Raw genomic sequence first — 17641 nt, forward strand, 5'->3', positions numbered from 1 at the left:
CGCCTACCCCCGGATGATGACGCGGACAGGCGACGGGTCGAACCCGTTGCAGGGGTTGTTGACCTGCGGGCAGTTCGAGATCACGCACAGCACATCCATCTCGGCCAGCAGATCGACGTGATCGCCGGGGCTGGATATGCCGTCATCGATCGTCATGGCACCATCGGGGCTGATCGGCACGTTCATGAAGAAATTGATATTGGGAACGATATCGCGCTTGCTCATGCCGTGGCGCGCCAGTTCGAGGATGAAATTCTCGCGGCAGGCATGCAGATAGCGGGTGTCATGACCGAAACGGACCGTGTTCGATTCACATGAACAACACCCCGCAGAGGTATCGTGCCGCCCCGCGCTATCGGCGGTTAAGATCAGCATCACCCGTCCCTCGGACGACATCAGCCGCGTTCCCGTGGTGATGTAGGCCGCGCCCTGCGCGCGCATCGTGTCCTGGGCCGAATAGCGTTCGGAAAAATCATGCGCGTTGTAGAACAGCGTATCGACGGCCTGCTGGCCATGGCTGTCGATGATGCGAATGGTCTGTCCTGCCCGAACAATGCCGGACCAGGGCTTTTCGGCGGGGATATCAAAAACGTGTTCCATGAAATTCCCTCCTCAGGCGCGGGCGGTGTTCTGAAAGGCGCGGATCGCCTCGGCGGTGGCGGTGCGGCACAGATCGTCCGCGGCCACCGGCACCGCGGCGAGGTGCAGCACGCGAACGGCGGGCACAATCCCCTGGTCGGGGTCGAGCGGGTGGCGGTTGTTCGACAGCGCCAGCATCACGTCCTGCTCGGCGCGCAACTCCACCCAGTCATCCCCCGACAGAAGCGCGCCGTTCCAGAAGAACCGCCCCGCGGCATCGACCCGCACCGGCGCGAAGAAGGTCAAGAGCGCGTGCAGGTCGCGCTTGTCGAGACCCAGCTTGGCTGCGGCCAGCACCATGTTGTCGCGCGTGTTGCGCGCGTGCGGCGTGCCCGGTTCACTGGCGGGCGCGCCGCCAGTCAACGCGTCATGGGCACCCGAACTGTCCTCGGCGATCGAGAAAAGAACCCGCCCCATATCCGACAGGATCACCCGGCCCTTGCGCAGGTCGGTCGTCCACTGGACCTTGACCGTGTCGGGCAGGTTCATCCGCTCGGCCGTGTCGGCGGCGGACCAGGCCGCCAGCGAAACGCTGCCGCCCAGCCCCCCGGCCAGGATGCGCAGCCCCTCGCCCGCCGCCAACCGCGTGGTCCAGTACCAGCCGCCAGGAACCGTTTCGTTCACCAACACCCGGCCGGGTTCAGGCGGGGGCGCCGGACGCGGGCTGGACCCCGGCAGCGCCCTTGGGGCGAATTCCAGTCCCTTCCTCTGGTGTTCCTCATAGCGGGCGCGATCGGCGGCGATGGCCTCAGGGGTGCGGGAAACGTGTTGCATGCTCTGATGCTCCGGTCTGCCGGGTCGTCCCGAAAGAGTGCCCCAAAGAGGTCAGGTCGTCCTGACCGGGCAGGATATCGGCATCGTAGATCGTGGTGCGCCCCGCGATCCGCGGCGGCCAGACGTCGATGTCGCGGCTCAGCGTCGCGCCATAGCGAAGGCGTTCCTCGGGCCGGTCGCGCAGGCGTTCAAAGGCGACGATGCGGGTGGCCAGCGTGAAGGCCTCGCGCAGGTCGTGTGTGACCATGACAACCGTCATCGGCACCTCGTTCCAGAGCCGCTTCATCAGCTTGTGGATATCGGCGCGGATGCCGGGATCCAGCGCGCCGAAAGGTTCATCCAGCAACAGCACGCGGGGTTTCATCATCAGCGCCTGCGCCAGCGCCAGCCGCTGCTGCATCCCGCCCGACAACTGGGCGGGATACTTGTTTTCGTTACCTGCAAGCCCGACCTCGGCCAGCATCGACCGGGCCTCCTCGGCCAGCGCCCGCCGGGCGGCACCAAAACGACGGCCCAGCAAGCGCGCGCCGCGCAATTCGGGGCCTATCATCACGTTTCCGAGCACCGTCAGGTGCGGAAAGACCGAATACCGCTGATAGACCACGCCGCGATCGGGGCCCGGCTCGGGCGGCAGGGCCGCGCCATCCAGCAAGATGCGCCCGCGCGTGGGCTTTTCCTGCCCCAGCAGCATCCGCAGGAAGGTCGTCTTGCCACAGCCCGATGGCCCGACCAAGGCAACAAAGGCGCGGGTCTCAACCGACAGGTTGACGCTTTCCAGAACGACCTGGTCGCCGTATTCCTTCCAGACATTCTCGATGACGATCGCGGTCATCTGCGGCCCTCCATCCCCCACCAGGGGAAGATCAGCCGCCGCAAACCGCCCAGGCCCAGATCCATCGCCACGGCCAGCAGGGTAATCCAGGCGACATAGGGAAAGATGATATCCATCGACAGATAGCGGCGTACCAGGAAGATCCGATAGCCCAGCCCCGCATCGGCCGAGATCGCCTCGGCCGCGATCAGGAACAGGAAAGCCGGACCCAGTTGCAGCCGCAGGCCATCGATCAACCGTGGCATTGCCTGCGGCAGAACCACACGGAGCGCGATCAGCCAGGTCGAGGCTGACAGGGTTTCGGCCTTGATGATCATCTCGCGCGGCAGGGATGCGACGGTCAGCGACAGATCGCGGATCAGGAACGGCGTCACCCCGATCACGATCAGCACGATCTTGGAGGTCTCACCAAGCCCCAGCGCGATGAACAGGATCGGCAACAGGGCCAGCGGCGGCACCATCGAGACAAAGGCGATAACCGGCGCCAGCAGCGCGCGCACCATCGGCAGAACCCCGATGGCAAGCCCCGCGATCAGCGTCAGCACCGCCGAAATGCCAAGCCCCGCCCACAGACGCCCCAGGCTTGCCCATGTATCGGACCACAGCAGATACGCGCCGGTACGCCGGTCGGGGGTAAAGGCCATCGTCTCGATCGCCCGCGCAAACGAGGATAGCGCCGGCAGCAGCTTGTCGCCGGGGTTGTCGGCCAGCCGGGTTGCCGAGGCGGCAAGATAGACCAGCACGATCGCCAGGAACGGCAGGCTGCCCAGCACCAGCCGCGCCGCACGCCCCGGATGGCGGTTGATAAGCCGCATCGGCACCGTCCCGGATCAGAGCGCGCCGTCGGCGGCAAGCTGCATGTAGGTTGCGCTAAAGCGGAACTTCACGTTGTTCGCATCGCCCATCACCGTCGCATCGGGCAGTTCGATGCCGATGACATCCGCCGACGGCGCACCCGCCCCCAGCAAACCCTTGTCGAACAGGAAAGTCCGGATATGGTCCATCGTCGTGCCGAGATCGGGCGATAGCGTAAAGGCCACCGCCTCGGCCGGGTCGGCGAACAGGCGGGTCGCGGCAAGCTGCGCCTCGTAACCGGCCTGGTCGGTACCCGAGGCCGCGCCCATCGCCGCGCGTGCCGCCGCCCCTTCGGGCGTATCGGCAACCATCAACGCGGCGGTTTCGTACCAGATCCCCGCCAGCGCCTTGCCGAAATCGGGATTGTCGGTCAGCACCTCGGTATTGGCCACCATCAGGTCAATGATTTCACCGGGAATGTCGCTGCTATCGAAGACAAGGTTCGCCCCCGGCAGCGCCGCGATTTCCGAAACGATCGGGTTCCACGTCACCATCGCGGTCACATCACGGGTCTGGAAGGCGGCCACCATGTCGGGATCGGCGGTATTGATCACCTTGACGTCGCGCTCGCTCAGCCCGACGCTGTCAAGCGCGCGGGCCAGCAGGTAATGCGACACCGAGAATTCGACGAGGTTGACGTCGCGCCCTGCAATATCGCCCAGGTTGGCACTGTCTTTCAGGATCACCGCGTCGTTGCCCGCCGAAAAATCACCCACGATCACCGCGGTGGTGTCCACGCCCCCCGCCGCCGGGATCGAAAGCCCGTCCATGTTGGTCAGCGTCACCGCGTCATAGGCACCGGCGGTATACTGGTTGATGGACTCGATATAGTCGTTGAACTGGGTCACCTCGATCTCGATGCCATACTTGTCGGCCCATTTGTCCACGATGCCGGCCTCGGCGGCATAGCCCCAGGGCATCCAACCCACGTAGATCGACCAACCGACCTTGAACTCGGATTTCGGTTCGGCGGAGACGGGCATTGCCGACAGCGCACCAAGTGCGACGAGTGATCCCACAACCGAAGAGAGGCGCAACGACATGATGGTTCCTTTCCTTACAATCTGGGGAAAGACGACCACCGTGCCGCCAATCCCTTGGCTCAACGAGGTCTCCCGGGTTTTTGTCCCGCCGTGCTCCGGCGGGGATGTCTCTCCCGCCGGCGGCAGCTCTCGGACCAGACACCCCCGAAAAGGCCGGAACCCTAGCCGCCATACTCATATGCGACATCTACGGGGCGCGTGCCGTTGCGCAAACCCTTGCACATGGGGGTGCGAGGGGACCGCCTTTGAACGCATATAATTTGGGCAGTACGCTGGACGAATGACCTCATCGAGGGCGGTTTGCATCGCTGGCAACGGGTCGGGTCACGCGGCGCGTTCGTCCTTGGACGAACCCATCACGATATAGGACGTGATCGCGTTCACGTGGGATTGCGTGCCCAGAACCTCGGTGTGAAAGCGCTTGTACCCGGCCAGATCGGCGCTTTCGACGCGCAGCAGGTATTCGAAGGCCCCGGCGATGTTGTGGCATTCGACGACTTCGGGCGCGACCGCCATGGCGCGCTCGAACCCCTCCTGCGTGGCCTTGGTGTGCGACGACAGGCCGACCATGACATAGACCGCAAAGCCGCGGCCCATGCGCTCGGGGTCGGTGACGACCCGGTAGCCGCGGATCACGCCGGTCCGTTCCAGGTCCTGCACGCGCCTGAGGCAGGCGGAGGGCGACAGGCCGATCCGCTCGGCCAGCGCCACGTTGCTAATCCGGCCGTCGCGCCAAAGCTCGCGCAATATTTTCAGGTCTGTGGCATCCATGGCGATCATTCGTTGTGCAATTGAGCCGCGCGGCGGCATCTTGGGCGAAACATTGCGGCGATCACGGTCTAATGTTGCAGGGTTCCGATCAAGGAGGCAAGTCCCGTGAGTTTCGCTGTGCTGACCGCCCTTCTGGGCTTTGCCTTCGTGTCGACCGTCACGCCGGGGCCCAACAACCTGATGCTCATGGCCTCGGGCGCGAATTTCGGCTTTCGCCGGACGCTGCCGCACATGCTGGGCATCCTCGGGGGCGTGACGGTGATGGCGCTGCTGGTGGGGGCGGGGCTGATGGCGGTGTTCGACGCCGTGCCTGCGCTGACCGTCATGCTGAAGGTCCTATGCGTCGGCTACCTGCTGTGGCTGGCGGCCCGGATCGCCATGGCGGCGCCGCCGGAGGACCGGGCGGCGGACAGCCGGCCGATGACCTTTCGTCAGGCCGCGCTGTTCCAGTGGGTGAACCCCAAGGCCTGGGCCATGTGCCTGTCCGCGGTCACGCTCTATGCCCCCGACCGGTCGCTTCTGTCGGTCGCCATCGTGGCCGGCGCCTTCGCCCTGGTCTGCTTGCCGGCGATCTCGGTCTGGACCTGGCTCGGGACGGCGGTCCGCCAGTGGCTGTCGAACGCCGCGCGGCTTCGGGCGTTCAACGTGACCATGGCGATCCTGCTGGTGGCCTCGCTCTATCCCGTTCTCGGTCTCGGCGCATGAGTGCGTGACGACCTGCCTCCAAGACAGTTCTTCACGACGCATCAGGCATGGTCTGGCGGTCGTTATTTTTTTCCGAGCCGCTTAGATACCCTGTCATGGATCGCAAATCGCCAAGGATCGCGAAGAACGCAGGCAACACGATCAGAACAAGCAGGGTCGCCCCGAGCAGCCCGAAGACCACCGAGATCACCAGCGGTTTCAGCGTCTGGGCCTGCGTGCTGGTCTCGGCCAAAAGCGGCGCCATCCCCATCACCGTGGTCGAGACCGAGATCAGGATCGGGCGCACGCGGTCGCGGCTGGCCTTTCCGGCGGCGCGCGCAAGGTCCATGCCCTCGGCCGCGCGGGCGTTGATCACCTGAAGCAGCAGGATCGCGTTGTTGACGACGATCCCCGCCAGCGAGGCCGCGCCCAGTATCGAGGGCATCGACAGGTTGTAGCCCATCGCGACATGGCCCCAGATCACCCCGATGAAGGCCAGCGGGATGGTCAACATCACGATGATCGGCTCGACATAGCTGCGGAATTGCAGCGACAGGATCAGGTAGACCCCCACCAGCCCGATGACGAAGCCGCGAATGATGGAACCGACCGTTTCGGCGGAATTGGCGCTTTGCCCGCCGATCTCGACGCCGAGGCCGGGGGTGTCCGCGACAAGGTCCGGCAGGACCCCCTCGCGCAGCGCCTTCACGATGGCGTCGGCATTGGCGATGCGGGTGTCGACATCGGCCTGAACGGTCAGCGTGCGCACCCCGTCCACATGGGTGATGCGGGCCCAGCCGCGGGCCTCGGTGAGATCGGCGGCCATGGTCAGCGGCACGGCCGAGCCATCGGGCAGCGTCACGGTGAAGTCGGTCAGGTCGTCCCGGCCGTTGCGGTCCGCGAGGGCCTGTTCCAGTTCGATCTCGTGGGCGATATCGCCCTGCTGCACGTCGGCGATGATCGTGCCGAGGAAGGCCGCGCGCACCTGCCCCGCGACATCGGCCGCGGTCAGTCCCAGCGCCGCCGCCCCCTCCTTGAACCGCAGGCGCAGTTCGGGCGGGCCGGGGCGCAGGTCGTGGGTGGCGTTGTAGACGCCGCGATAGGCCGCCACCTCGGCCAGCAGCCTGTCGCCAGCCACACGCAGGCGGTCGAGGTCGTCATGGAACAGGCGGATCTCGATGGCGATGCCCTGCGGCCCGATCCCGGGCTCGGTCAGGACGATCTCGGTCACACCGGGCACGGCGCCGATCTCGGCCTGCCAGCGGGCGGTGATCTCGTCCAGCGTCGTCGCCCGGATCTCGGCGCCCAGCAGGTCGGCGCTGACGGTCGCCACATGGGGCCCGCCCTCGCCCGCCGTGGCGTTGAGGTTGAACCGCGTCTGGACCGAACGAACCAGCGCCGCGTCGCCCGGCTGGTCGGGCGCAAGCGCCGCATCGGTGCGCATCAGCGCCGCGATGACGTGATCGGCGACCGCCTCGGTGCGCATGAGCGGCGTGCCCTGCGGCATCAGGATACGCGCCTGCAACACGTCGCCGTCGATGGCCGGTATCGCCTCGCGCGGCAAGAGCCCCCCGCGCACGGCCCCCACGCTGACGATCATCAGCGCCAGAACGAGCCCCGCCACAGGATAGCGCCACCTGATCGCCAGATCGGCGGCCCGGCCCACACCCTTTTCCCGCAGCGCCTCGAACCCCCGGTCAAAGCCGCGGCGCAGGCGCGAGGGCGGGCATTCGGCCGCCTTCAGCCCGTGGCTTAGGTGGTGGGGAAGCACCCAGAACGCCTCGATCAGGCTGGCGGCAAGGGCGGCGATCAGCACCAGCGGCAGGACTTCGAGCACGGCACCCAGTTCCCCCGCGAGGAACGACAGCGGTCCGAACACCGCGACCGTCGTGGCAAATGACGACAGCACGCCCGGCAGAACCGCAAGGGTGCCCGCGACCGCGGCCTCCAGCCGCGACCGGCCGTCGGTGGCATGGCTAACGATGCTGTCCACGATCACGATGGAATCGTCCATCACGATCCCGATGGCCATCAACAGCGCGACCAGCGTGATCATGTTCAGCGACAGCCCCAGCAGTGCCATCGCCACGAAGGCCCCGAGGAAGGCCACCGGAAGCCCGAACGCCGCCCAGATCGCGAACCGGGGGCGGAAGAACAGGCTCATCACCGCCAGCACGAGGACAAGACCCACCGCGCCGTTCCTGACCAGCATCTGCAACCGGTCGCGCACGATCGAGGTCACGTCCTGCACGATCTCAAGGCGCAGGCTGTCCGGCAGGGCGGCACTCTCGGCCTCGACCACGGCGGCGACGGCGTCGAGTACGCGCAGCGCATCGGCCTCAAGCGCCTTGTGCACCTCGAGGAACGCGGCGCGCTGCCTGTCGAGGCGGGCGCGTTCCTCTTCGGGGGTGTAGGTCTCGACGATCTCGGCGATGTCGCCGAGGCGCAGCGTTCCGCCCTCGGGCGTGGCCAGCACGGTCAACTCGGCCAGATCGGCGATGGAGCGGCGTTCGTCGGCAAAGCGCAGGCGCAGATCGCGGCCGGGGGTTTCGAGGCTGCCAAGCGGCAGATCGACGCTTTGCGCCCCCAAGATGCCGGCCAGCCCGGCGGCGGTCAGCCCGTGCCGGGCAAGGACCGCGCGCGGTACCGTGATGCGGAATTGCCGCTCGCCAAAACCCGACAGGGCCACCCGCGCCACGCCCGGCAGCGCGGATAACCGGCTGCGCAACTCCTCGGCATAGCGGTCCAGCGCCACGGGCGGCAGATCGCCCGCCACGGCGACCGAGGTCACGGCATCGGTCCGGTGCAATTCACGCACGATGGGCGGATCGGCGCGGGCGGGCAGGTCGTCGATGGCCGCCACCTCGGTGCGGATGTCGTTGACGAAACGCAGGGTGTCCCCCCCCGGCGCCATCGTCGCCACCGCCCGGGCGCGGTTCTCGGCGGCGGTGCAGGTCAGCTCCTCCAGCCCCTCGACGGGGTCGAGCGCGTCCCACAGGCGGCGGCAGATCGCATCCTCGACCTCTTCGGCCGAGGCGCCGCGATAGACGACCGAGATCTCGGATTCGACGGGCCGGAAATCGGGAAAGGTCTCGCGCTTGAGCGTCGGCGCCGCGAATGCACCTGCCGCCAGCAGCAGGATCAAAAACAGGTTGCCTGCGGTCGGATGCGCGGCGAACCAGCGGATCATTGCCCGGCCTCCACCGGGATCAGCCGCATGCCCGGTATCGCGGGAACAAGATCATCCAGAACCACCTCGTCACCGGGCGCAAGCCCGTCCGCGATGATCGCCTGCCCGTCCTGGCGGAAGGCGACCGTCACCTCGCGCAGCGCCAGCCGGCCCTCGGCGTCGCGCAGATAAACGACGCCCCCGGCCTGCACCGCGGGGTCGGGAATGGCGATCTGCGCCGCGCCCGACGCGCCGGTCAGCACGACCTCGACATACATGTTGGGAACCAGCGCCAGCCGGTCCGGGGGATTGGCCCCGGCATAGGGATCGGCGACCTCGATCGTGACCGGAACCGTCCGGGTCCGCGGGTCGAGCGCGTTGCCCACCCGTGTCACCTGTCCTGACCAGACCTGCCCCGGCGCGCCCACCAGCCGGACCTCGGCGGCGATGGCGGCCCGAAAGTCGGCGCGTTCCAGCAGCGCCAGCCCCCCGGTCCCATCCGCCCGCGCGCCGCCCAGCAGCCGCGGAAAGCTGTCCAGCGGAATCCGCGCCGTCACCTCGGCCGCGGCGACCCCGTCGCCCTGCAACAGCGGCTGGCCCATGGCGGCGAACTGGTCCTGCTCGACCGCGACCTCGGCAACCCGCAGATCGAAAGGCGCGGTGATCTCGGTCTTTTCCAGGTCGCGCCGGGCGCGCGCCAGCACCGCATCGGCACGAGCCATTTGCGCGCTGAGCCGGGCCCGGCGGGCGGGGATCAACTCTAGCGCATTCGACAATTCCTGCACACCGCGCTCGATCTGGAGCAGGGTGCGTTCCTGCGCGTCCGCCTGCGCATCGGGCGCATTGCCCTGATCGACCAGCGCGCGCACGCGCCGGAACTCCGCCTCGGCCAGGCGCAGGCGGCGGCGCTCGATATCGAGCAACCGGCCCGTGTTCGTCGCCTCGGCCTCGAGCTGCGCCAGATCGGCCCGCAGCACCGCGCCGTCGGCCTCGGCCTGGGCAAGCGCCAGCTCGTAGGCCGTCGGGTCGAGGCGCAGCACGACCTGCCCGGCGCGGATCAGGGTGCCGGTCTCAAGCTCGGGACTGCGCCAGACGACGCTGCCGGCCACCTCGGCGACCGCGGCCCATGTGCGGGACGGGGTGACGGTGCCATAGCCGCGCGCGACTGGCCGGATGGGTCGTTCGGCCACGATCAACGTGCGCACCGCCGCGCTGCGTTCCGCCATGGCGCTGCGCGCGGGCGGTTCGGCACGCGAGAGCAGACCCGCCGCAAGGACCACACCCAAGGCGACGGGAACGAGAAAGCCGATAAAGGGTTTCAGTCGCATGAGACCTCTTGGGGTCGACTGGGCGCCATCAGGCGCAGTTGAAGGCTCACCATGCGATCGCCTTCGGTCACCAGATCAAAGCCCCGGCCTGACAGCGACCAGCGGAGCACGAGACCCTGCAAGATCCCTAGCAACAGGGCCGCGATGTCATCCGGTTGCAGGTCGTCCCGCAGGTTCCCGGCGGCCCTGGACTGGCGCGCGAGGGCGACCATCCGATCCATCAAGCCAGCCATGAGACGCAGAACGATCGGCCTGACCGAATTCTCTGCGACGTGGCGACCAGGCGCCATGACCAACGCTGGAACGGCTGGCGTCTGTTCGATCAGCCTCAGTTGGGCAAGGCACAACATGCGCAGCCTGTCACAAGGCCCGCCGCCGATCTCGGCGGCTTTCGCCCAGGCCCGCTGCGCGCGGTGCTCGACCTCCTCCATCACGCTGCGCCAGATGTCATCCTTGGTCGGGTAATGGCGAAACAGAGCGCCCTGGCTGACGCCGACCTTGGCCGCGATGCGCAAGGTCGACAGATGTTCGGGCGCTGTCGAGGCAAGCAGGTCAAGCACCGCCTCGACGATGTCGGCCCGACGCAGATCGGCGCTTTTTCGGGCTGTCACGAAAGGCCTCCAAAGTAAGTTATCACTTACTTACATGAACACGGGGCACTCAGCAAAGATCAAAATATGATCAGGAAACAGTATTTTTGATATATTATATCGATTTTATAGATATCTGCCTTGATCAGTCATCCACCATCCTGACGGCACGCATGCGTCCCGTCAGGATGCATAGTCGCGCCCAGTCTGGGGATGGCACCTGAAAATATCGCGCACAACCAGGACAGTTGGGAAGCGTGGGATCAAGGGCGACGGGCTAACGGTCATGATCGGGGGCCATAAAGACCTGTTTCGTTTCGCCCTGCCGGCACCGTTGGTTGACGATCCCTTGACCTGACCGGAAAGCTGCCTGTTCAAGCTGGCACGGGTGAGACACCGATCACCGGGGCATGCCCCCAGAGCAGGGCGGCCCAGAGTGCAAGGGCAATCAGGACGCGGGCGGGGTCGGGTCCGCGGCGGGGCCGCCAGCGGCCCGCGGCCAGCGCGGCAAAGGGCAGGTTCGAGGTATGCGCAACCAGACGCTGCCATTCTGCCCTCCCCATCTGCCTTTGGTTGCGAAGGTCGATGACGCGCGTGCCCAGCACCGCAAAGCCCGCGAACCCGCCGAAAAGCAGCAGATGGGCAAGATCCGGGTTGGCCAGCGCATGCGCCGCCGACCACAATGCCAGCGCCCAGAGCAGCGGGTGGCGCGTCATCCCGGCAATTCCCGGCCGGTCCGGGTCGAACCGTTCGTTCCGCGCGCCGCCAAAGCTGAGCGGGTTCGGCACCGCCACCCCGAACACGATCAGCAGACAGACCACCGGCATGGCAAGGTTCGGCACCCAGGCCTGCCACGCCGCCCAGGGCAGCAACGGCACGAAAGGTGCGCGACTGGCCGCCACGATCATCCAGGTCAGCATCGCAACCGACAGCGCGATATAGCCGGCCAGATAGCCGCGCCACCCCAGCGCCGCCTTCAGCCGACGCTTGACCGGGGGCTGCACGGGCACCGCGTGCGAGGCCAGGAAGGCGGCAAAGGCCAGTATCAATTCCCCCCATCCGCCCATCATGCCGCCCTCGGTTTCCAGGCGCAGTCCGCCAGCGTGGATCGGTCGAGTTCGGCCAGGAATGCGATTTCCGCCCGCGCCAGGCGGCCTTTCAGACGGCAGTCGGGCAACAGGGTGCAGCCCCCGCCGGTCGTGGCGAAACATTCCACCAACGCCTGATCGGCCTCCAGCAGGCGCACGACCTCGCCCAGGGTGATCGTTTCCGCTGGCCGGGCCAGGCTCAGCCCACCGCCGCCGCCGCGGCGCGTGCGCACCAACCCCGCCGAGGCAAGCCGCGCAACGACCTTGGCCAGGTGATGACGCGAGATACCGAATTCCCGCGCCAGTTCGGCGGTGGCAAAGGCCCGGTCGGGGGCGCCTGCCAGCCGCATCAGCGCGCGCAGGCCGAAATCGGTGAACTGGGTCAGTCGCATGGCGCCTCACGAATTGGAGTTTTCAATGCGTATTACATCGGCTAATCGGTATTTGAAATACTAAAAGAGAGTCCCCTCATGGCCACAAGTTCCGATCTTCGTCGCACCTGGACCGGGCCCGCATTCCTCAGCCGGGGCTTCCGGCCATTCTTCCTGCTGGGCAGCCTCTGGGCGGCGGGCGCCATGGCCGCATGGATCGCGATGCTGGCCGGCGGGCTTGCCTTGCCCACGACACTGGACCCGGTCAGTTGGCATGCGCATGCCTTCCTTTTCGGTTATCTCGGCGCCGTAACCGCGGGGTTCCTGCTGACGGCCGTACCGAACTGGACTGGCCGGCTACCGTTGCGGGGCTGGCCGCTTTTGGGGCTGGTCCTGCTGTGGGGCACGGGGCGGCTGGCGGTTTCCACCTCGGCACTCTGGCCTGCCGGAATCGCGGCGCTGGTCGATCTTGCCTTTCCGGTCGCGCTGGCGGCCGTCACCCTGCGCGAGATCGTTTCAGGCCGCAACTGGCGCAACCTTCCGGTCTGGGGGCTGTTGGTTCTGATGACACTGGGCCAGGCGCTGTTCCACCTGGAGACCGCGCGCGGCGGCTATGCTGCGGGCGGGACGGGGCTAAGGGTGGCGCTGGCGGCGGCGATCATGATGATCGCGCTGATCGGCGGCCGCGTGGTGCCCGGCTTTACCCGCAACTGGCTGGCAAAACGGGACAGCATACAGTTACCGAGGCCATTCGGCATCCTTGACCGGGCGGCGCTGGCGGTTACGGGCATCGCCCTTATGGCCTGGACCGCAGCGCCCGACCACGCCCTTTCGGCGATCCTGTGTCTTGCGGCAGGCGTGGCGAACCTGATCCGCCAGGGCCGCTGGGCCGGGCACCGGACCCTGGCCGAGCCGTTGGTCTGGGTGCTGCACCTTTCGTATCTGTTCATCCCCGCCGGGTTCCTGGCGGTGGCGCTGGCGTCATTGATCCCCGGTCTGACCGGGGCGACCGCCGCACAGCATGTCTGGATGGCGGGTGCCGTGGGCATGATGACGCTGGCGATCATGACCCGCGCCAGCCTGGGCCATTCCGGCCGCCCGTTGTCCGCGGGCCCCAAGGTTGCCTTGCTTTACCTCGCGCTTCTTGTCGCCATTATCGCCCGGTTTGCCGAGGGCATGGTTTTCGCAGGCTGGCTCCTTGACCTTGCCGGCGCCGCATGGATCGCGGCCTTCCTCGGCTTCGCGATGGTCTACTGGCCGGTTCTCGCGCGGCCCAAAGGGGCGGGGTGATACCCTGGCCTGCTACTCGGCGCCGGAAAGGTAATCGAGGATGGGCTGGTAATCGGGCGATTCCGTGATCTCGGTCGCGGCGATGCCGACGCCCCAGGTCAGGCTGGCGCGGTTCTCGTCGATGGGGCGGTCGGTGACGATTTCCCCTACACGATAGGGCGTGCCGTCCTGATGGGTGAACGCGGTCGCATCCTCGCGGAAATAGCGAAAGGTCACGGGGGTTTCGCCGAACACGTCCTTGCCGAAATCGTAACGCTGTGTGGTCACGACCATCCGATAGCCCCGCGCCGCCGCCAGCGCGGCGGAATGCGTCGGGTAGAGCAGCGCACCGGCCAGATTGCCGTCCGCGTCCAGGTGATCGCCCCTCGCGGTCACCTCTTTCAGCAGCGCGGCGCGTTGTTCCTGCGCGCCGACATAGCCCTGTGCCGTGTCCGTCACCAAGGCCGGCCAGTCCGCGGAATAACCGTTCTCGGTGCGGATCGTCTGCGCCAGGAATTCCTCGACGCTGGCGGGCATGTCACCATAAAGGCTTACGCCCACGACATGTTCCAGGAAATGCGCGAATTCACCGTTTTCCATCGCGCGGTTGATCGGATCGGGCCAGGAACTGCGCCCGATCTCGCCCTCGGCCTCGGGCGCGCGATAGCCCATCGCGGTGTTCTCGCCCCAGCCCTTGTCACCGGGCAGGCGGCGGGGCAGCGCCCAGGTGCTGTCGATGGTCACGCCCACGCCGGATTGAAAGGTCGCATGGCCCCCGGTCTCGCGCTGCGGTTCATGCCCGGAATGACAGCCCACGCATTGCACCAGCTCCGAGGGCGTCTGGGCGCGCAGCGCCCCGTCGGCATCCTCGATCCAGCCGGCGAGAATCCAGCCCGCGCCATTGTCGATCCAGCCCTCGGTGCGGCTGGCATAGGCGGGGGCGCTTTCCTCCTTGATCTCGGGACCGGCATATTCGGGGTCGAACGCCTTGATCTTGTACATGTAGCGGATTTCCTTGACCCGGTCGGCGCGCGCCCCTGGGAAGCGGCCGGGGGCGCCTTCGGTTCCGTCGGCCTCGGTATCCACGTAGTGCAGGGGATGGGCGAACTCGGTGCCGATGGGATAAAGGCCGGGCTGGACCGGATCGCCGCCGGCCGCCCCCAGGTAGGTGGCCGGTGCATCCTCGGGCAGGTGGTCGGACACGGCAGCGGCCACGAGGTCGAGATTGGCGGCATAGGTGGGCAGGTCGAACCGCCCCTTGGCATCCTGCATGAAGCGTTCGGGCAGGCGGACATAGATCCCCGAAACCGACCCGGTCAGCGGCGTAAAGATGCCGTGAGGCACGAAATTGACCGACCGCCAGCCGGTGATCCAGCCGCGCCCGTCGTTGAAGAACGCGCCCTCTTCGCGGTCGCTGCGCACGAAGCCGTCCTCGTCGGCGGGCAGATCGACCGGTGAAAGCGCCGGGAACAGCCGGAACGGGTCGTCGCGAACGCCGCTGTCCCAGGCGCGCGCATCGCCGGGGCGGCGCGCGGCAGCCACCGACCAGTTGTCATGGCGGATCCAGGTTTCCATGTCCCAGGCGGCGGGATCATGCCCCGCCTCGGCCACGGCGGCGCGCAGCTTCTCGGGGAAAAGCGTGTTTTCCCACGGGTTGATCGAACCGTTGGGCTGAAACGGATGGTTCAGCGCGGCAAACGCGTATTCCGCCGTCAGGTCGCCGATGAAGGGCGAGGCCCCGCCCTGCGGCGCGTTATTGCCGAAACGGCGATTGGCAAGCCCGTCTGTATGGCAGACCTGACAGGGGTTCTGGGTGCCGCCCGCGGTCTCGATATAGCATTGGGCGGGAATATGGGCATAGGGGTTGGGCATCACCTCGCGCCCGATGTAGCTGCCGATCAGTGGCGCGGCATAATCCCCGGCCGGCGCGGTGCCGGTCAGCGCGATGAGACTGGCCACCGCCAGAAAAACCGGACGAAAAGAAATGCGGTTCATGGGTCGATCCCCCCTGTGCCAATCTGGAATGGTCATGGAAAAGCAGGGGGCCGGGCCCTGTGACAGGCCTGGCCCCGGTCTCATCGGGCCGGTTCACAGGCCAGGCAGACCACCCAGATAGCCGACATGGGCCTCAAGCTTGTAGTTCGGCGTGCCGTGGGCGTTGGTGCCGTACATCTCGATCGCCTTGGCCTCCAGACGGGCTACGACATCCTCGGGCATCGACTTGATCCACTCGCCCTGGTGCTGGTTGTTGGCCATCACGTAGGCATGGCCCCCGATGTTGTCGACGACCTGGAGGCCGGTGGCCTCGGCACCCGAAGCCTGCGAAAGGATGCGGCTCAGCTTGCCGGTATCCACATTGTAGGCCCAGACGAAGTTGTTGACATGCGTCCCCGAGTCTTCGCCGACGAAAAGCGTGCGCATCGCGGGCGAGAAGTGCAGGTTATCGGGGTTGGCGATCTTGTCGGGATGGGCGATGTTGCCCAGCGCGTCGACCGGGATATCCTCGCCCAGCAGAGCGGCAGGCACCCGCATCGCGGTGCCGACCCAGTCCGAGTTGATCGGTTCGCCATCGGTGTCGACGCGGCCGCCATCCATGGCAACCTCGTAGGTGGCGCCGGCCTTGATCTTTTCGACCCGGATATGGTCCTGCGTGGCGCCCTCTTCGGTCTGCATGCCCTTTTCGTTGTAGGACATCGCAACGTAGAGGTTCTTTTTCTTCGGGTCGGCGGCGACGCCTTCCATCTTGTTGAACTCGGTGGTGGCACCCAGCCAACCCGCGTAGCGGCGCGATTCCAAGAAGGCCGCGGCCTTTTCCATGCCCTCCTTCAGGCGCAGGATCTCGTCGCCGGAATGACCGGCGCGGATCATCCGATAGCCCTGCTCGGCCCAGTCCGGGGTCGCCTCGGCGGTGGTCGCCTCGAAGATGTCGTCGAAGGTCACACCGCTGTCAATGATCGCCTTGACCTCGGCATCGGTCGCATGGCCCAGCTTGACCCAGTCCAGCGTGGCAGACCCGCCGCCCTGCCCAGAGACCTGGTTCCAGCGCGCGGCATAGAGCGTGCCGGCCGACAGATCCTCGGCCGCGTCGGCGACATACATGAACAGCGCGACATGATCGCCGTCATCGCCGAAATAGGCGGTACGGCTGTCGGGCATCACGCGGGCGAGTTCCCAGGTGGCACGGCCCATCGAGTAGTGCTTGACCACCTCGGTCGAGCCGTCGGCCTTGACCGTCACCTCGGGGATATAGCCGTAATCATAGGGGTTGGCCTCGGCACCGCCCAGGTACATTTCGCTCAGCGCGCGCAGGCCCTCGGTGGTTTTCTTGCGGTTCTTATCGCCCGAGACGGCCTGGAAGTAGAGATCGTAATCCTCTTCGGACCCGAGATGGGTATTCCACGGCGTCGGGCCACCGGCGCAGGGAATCCACAGGCCATCGACACCCGAAAAGTCGATCGGCTTGACCGACTTGGCCACCAGCGCGCCATCGGCGCCCTGGTCCAGCGTAGCGACGCTCATCGACATGGGCATCCGCGAATACCAGCCTTCGGCGCGACGCGCCTCGCCGCCATTGGCGAGAATCCAGTCATATTCGTAATGCGTCACGAGGAACGGCTTGCCGTCGATTTCCAGCAGGCTGTTGGCATCGGGCGTCTCGGCGATAATCGGATCGCCGTTCATGTCCTTGAGCGGTTCACCCTTGGCGTTGAACAATTGCGCGGCGGCATGTTCGCCCAGCTTGTCGGTGGTCTTGAACATGGACACGTAGGACAGCGGAAATTCCTTCGTCGTACCATCGCTGTAGCGCACGATCGCAGAGGATTTCGAATGGGTCGTCACCATTTCGGCTGTATCGATGGGCGCGGGCGTATCGGTGAACTCGACGGCGACGACTTCGGCGGCCATCACGGCGCCGGTGCTCAGCGCGAGGGCGGCCGAACTGCAAAGAAGAGAAAATCGGGTCATGTCAGGGGTCCTGTTTCGCTGGGGCTTGTTCCAAGAACTTTTCCAGTTCCAGCACGGCTGGTATCGGACCTATCTGACAGGCTTGTGACAATACGTGACTCGTCGACAGAGGGTTCGCCACGATTTGCATATCCGCCCGCGTGAACGGCAGGACCAACAGCGCGTTCGGTCTGTTATCGCTGACTGGCCCTTGCCGATCCCGATAACCGCCCTGTCAATAGGATGAAGAAACGACTACATTCGCTTGGACAACAAAAGGTAA

The 17641-nt window shown here is 66.4% G+C and carries 15 protein-coding genes and 1 riboswitch; of the genes, 2 read left to right on the forward strand and 13 right to left on the reverse strand.

Going from position 1 to position 17641, the window contains the following annotated elements:
* Positions 1–3: 3 nt before the first annotated feature.
* The 6 genes from EV663_RS15735 to EV663_RS08950 all read right to left on the reverse strand — a co-directional run bounded on the left by EV663_RS15735 (position 4) and on the right by EV663_RS08950 (position 4923).
* Positions 4–600 carry an urea amidolyase associated protein UAAP2 gene (locus tag EV663_RS15735; RefSeq protein ID WP_207904413.1) on the reverse strand — a complete coding sequence of 199 codons (597 nt, stop codon included), beginning with the start codon at positions 598–600 and terminating at the stop codon, positions 4–6.
* Positions 601–612: 12 nt separating this feature from the next.
* Positions 613–1413 carry an urea amidolyase associated protein UAAP1 gene (locus tag EV663_RS15740; RefSeq protein ID WP_207904414.1) on the reverse strand — a complete coding sequence of 267 codons (801 nt, stop codon included), beginning with the start codon at positions 1411–1413 and terminating at the stop codon, positions 613–615.
* Positions 1388–2245, reverse strand: a complete 858-nt coding sequence (locus EV663_RS08935; protein ID WP_132951447.1) for an ABC transporter ATP-binding protein — start codon at positions 2243–2245, stop codon at positions 1388–1390. Before EV663_RS08935 ends, EV663_RS15740 begins: the two co-directional genes overlap by 26 nt.
* Positions 2242–3060 (reverse strand): ABC transporter permease, encoded by an 819-nt coding sequence (locus EV663_RS08940; protein ID WP_132951448.1) that lies wholly within the window; start codon positions 3058–3060, stop codon positions 2242–2244. Before EV663_RS08940 ends, EV663_RS08935 begins: the two co-directional genes overlap by 4 nt.
* 15 nt (positions 3061–3075) lie before the next feature.
* Positions 3076–4143: a putative urea ABC transporter substrate-binding protein gene (locus tag EV663_RS08945; RefSeq protein WP_132951449.1), complete on the reverse strand. Its 1068-nt coding sequence runs from the start codon at positions 4141–4143 to the stop codon at positions 3076–3078.
* A 67-nt stretch (positions 4144–4210) separates the two neighbouring features.
* Positions 4211–4319: riboswitch (guanidine-I (ykkC/yxkD leader) on the reverse strand.
* 148 nt (positions 4320–4467) lie between these two features.
* Entirely contained in the window at positions 4468–4923 is a 456-nt protein-coding gene (locus tag EV663_RS08950) for an Lrp/AsnC family transcriptional regulator (protein ID WP_132951450.1), read from the reverse strand.
* A 96-nt stretch (positions 4924–5019) separates the two neighbouring features.
* Between EV663_RS08950 and EV663_RS08955 the strand changes: the two genes are divergently transcribed.
* Positions 5020–5619: a LysE family translocator gene (locus EV663_RS08955; protein WP_132951451.1), complete on the forward strand. Its 600-nt coding sequence runs from the start codon at positions 5020–5022 to the stop codon at positions 5617–5619.
* A gap of 31 nt (positions 5620–5650) precedes the next feature.
* Here EV663_RS08955 and EV663_RS08960 read toward each other — a convergent pair whose 3' ends face one another.
* The 5 genes from EV663_RS08960 to EV663_RS08980 all read right to left on the reverse strand — a co-directional run bounded on the left by EV663_RS08960 (position 5651) and on the right by EV663_RS08980 (position 12165).
* Complete coding sequence (locus EV663_RS08960) at positions 5651–8788, reverse strand: efflux RND transporter permease subunit (RefSeq protein ID WP_132951452.1); 3138 nt, start codon at positions 8786–8788, stop codon at positions 5651–5653.
* On the reverse strand, positions 8785–10095 hold the full coding sequence (locus EV663_RS08965; RefSeq protein ID WP_132951453.1) for an efflux RND transporter periplasmic adaptor subunit: 1311 nt from the start codon (positions 10093–10095) through the stop codon (positions 8785–8787). Before EV663_RS08965 ends, EV663_RS08960 begins: the two co-directional genes overlap by 4 nt.
* The gene (locus tag EV663_RS08970; protein WP_132951454.1) at positions 10086–10706 is read right to left on the reverse strand and encodes a TetR/AcrR family transcriptional regulator; all 621 of its coding nucleotides are present in this window, start codon (positions 10704–10706) and stop codon (positions 10086–10088) included. Before EV663_RS08970 ends, EV663_RS08965 begins: the two co-directional genes overlap by 10 nt.
* Positions 10707–11059: 353 nt before the next feature.
* On the reverse strand, positions 11060–11755 hold the full coding sequence (locus EV663_RS08975; RefSeq protein WP_341799036.1) for an NnrU family protein: 696 nt from the start codon (positions 11753–11755) through the stop codon (positions 11060–11062).
* Positions 11752–12165 (reverse strand): Rrf2 family transcriptional regulator, encoded by a 414-nt coding sequence (locus EV663_RS08980; protein WP_132951455.1) that lies wholly within the window; start codon positions 12163–12165, stop codon positions 11752–11754. The genes EV663_RS08975 and EV663_RS08980 overlap by 4 nt, the downstream gene beginning before the upstream one ends.
* A gap of 78 nt (positions 12166–12243) precedes the next feature.
* Here EV663_RS08980 and EV663_RS08985 point away from each other — a divergent pair, with 78 nt between their 5' ends.
* The gene (locus EV663_RS08985) at positions 12244–13434 is read left to right on the forward strand and encodes an NnrS family protein (protein WP_132951456.1); all 1191 of its coding nucleotides are present in this window, start codon (positions 12244–12246) and stop codon (positions 13432–13434) included.
* Between the two features lie 12 nt (positions 13435–13446).
* Here the strand turns inward: EV663_RS08985 and EV663_RS08990 are convergent, their stop codons facing one another.
* Both EV663_RS08990 and EV663_RS08995 read right to left on the reverse strand, forming a co-directional pair.
* The gene (locus tag EV663_RS08990) at positions 13447–15408 is read right to left on the reverse strand and encodes a hypothetical protein (protein ID WP_132951457.1); all 1962 of its coding nucleotides are present in this window, start codon (positions 15406–15408) and stop codon (positions 13447–13449) included.
* A gap of 93 nt (positions 15409–15501) precedes the next feature.
* On the reverse strand, positions 15502–17379 hold the full coding sequence (locus tag EV663_RS08995; RefSeq protein ID WP_132951458.1) for a PhoX family protein: 1878 nt from the start codon (positions 17377–17379) through the stop codon (positions 15502–15504).
* Positions 17380–17641 lie beyond the last annotated feature (262 nt).

Source organism: Rhodovulum bhavnagarense, from assembly GCF_004343505.1.
GTDB classification, from domain to species: domain Bacteria; phylum Pseudomonadota; class Alphaproteobacteria; order Rhodobacterales; family Rhodobacteraceae; genus Rhodovulum; species Rhodovulum bhavnagarense.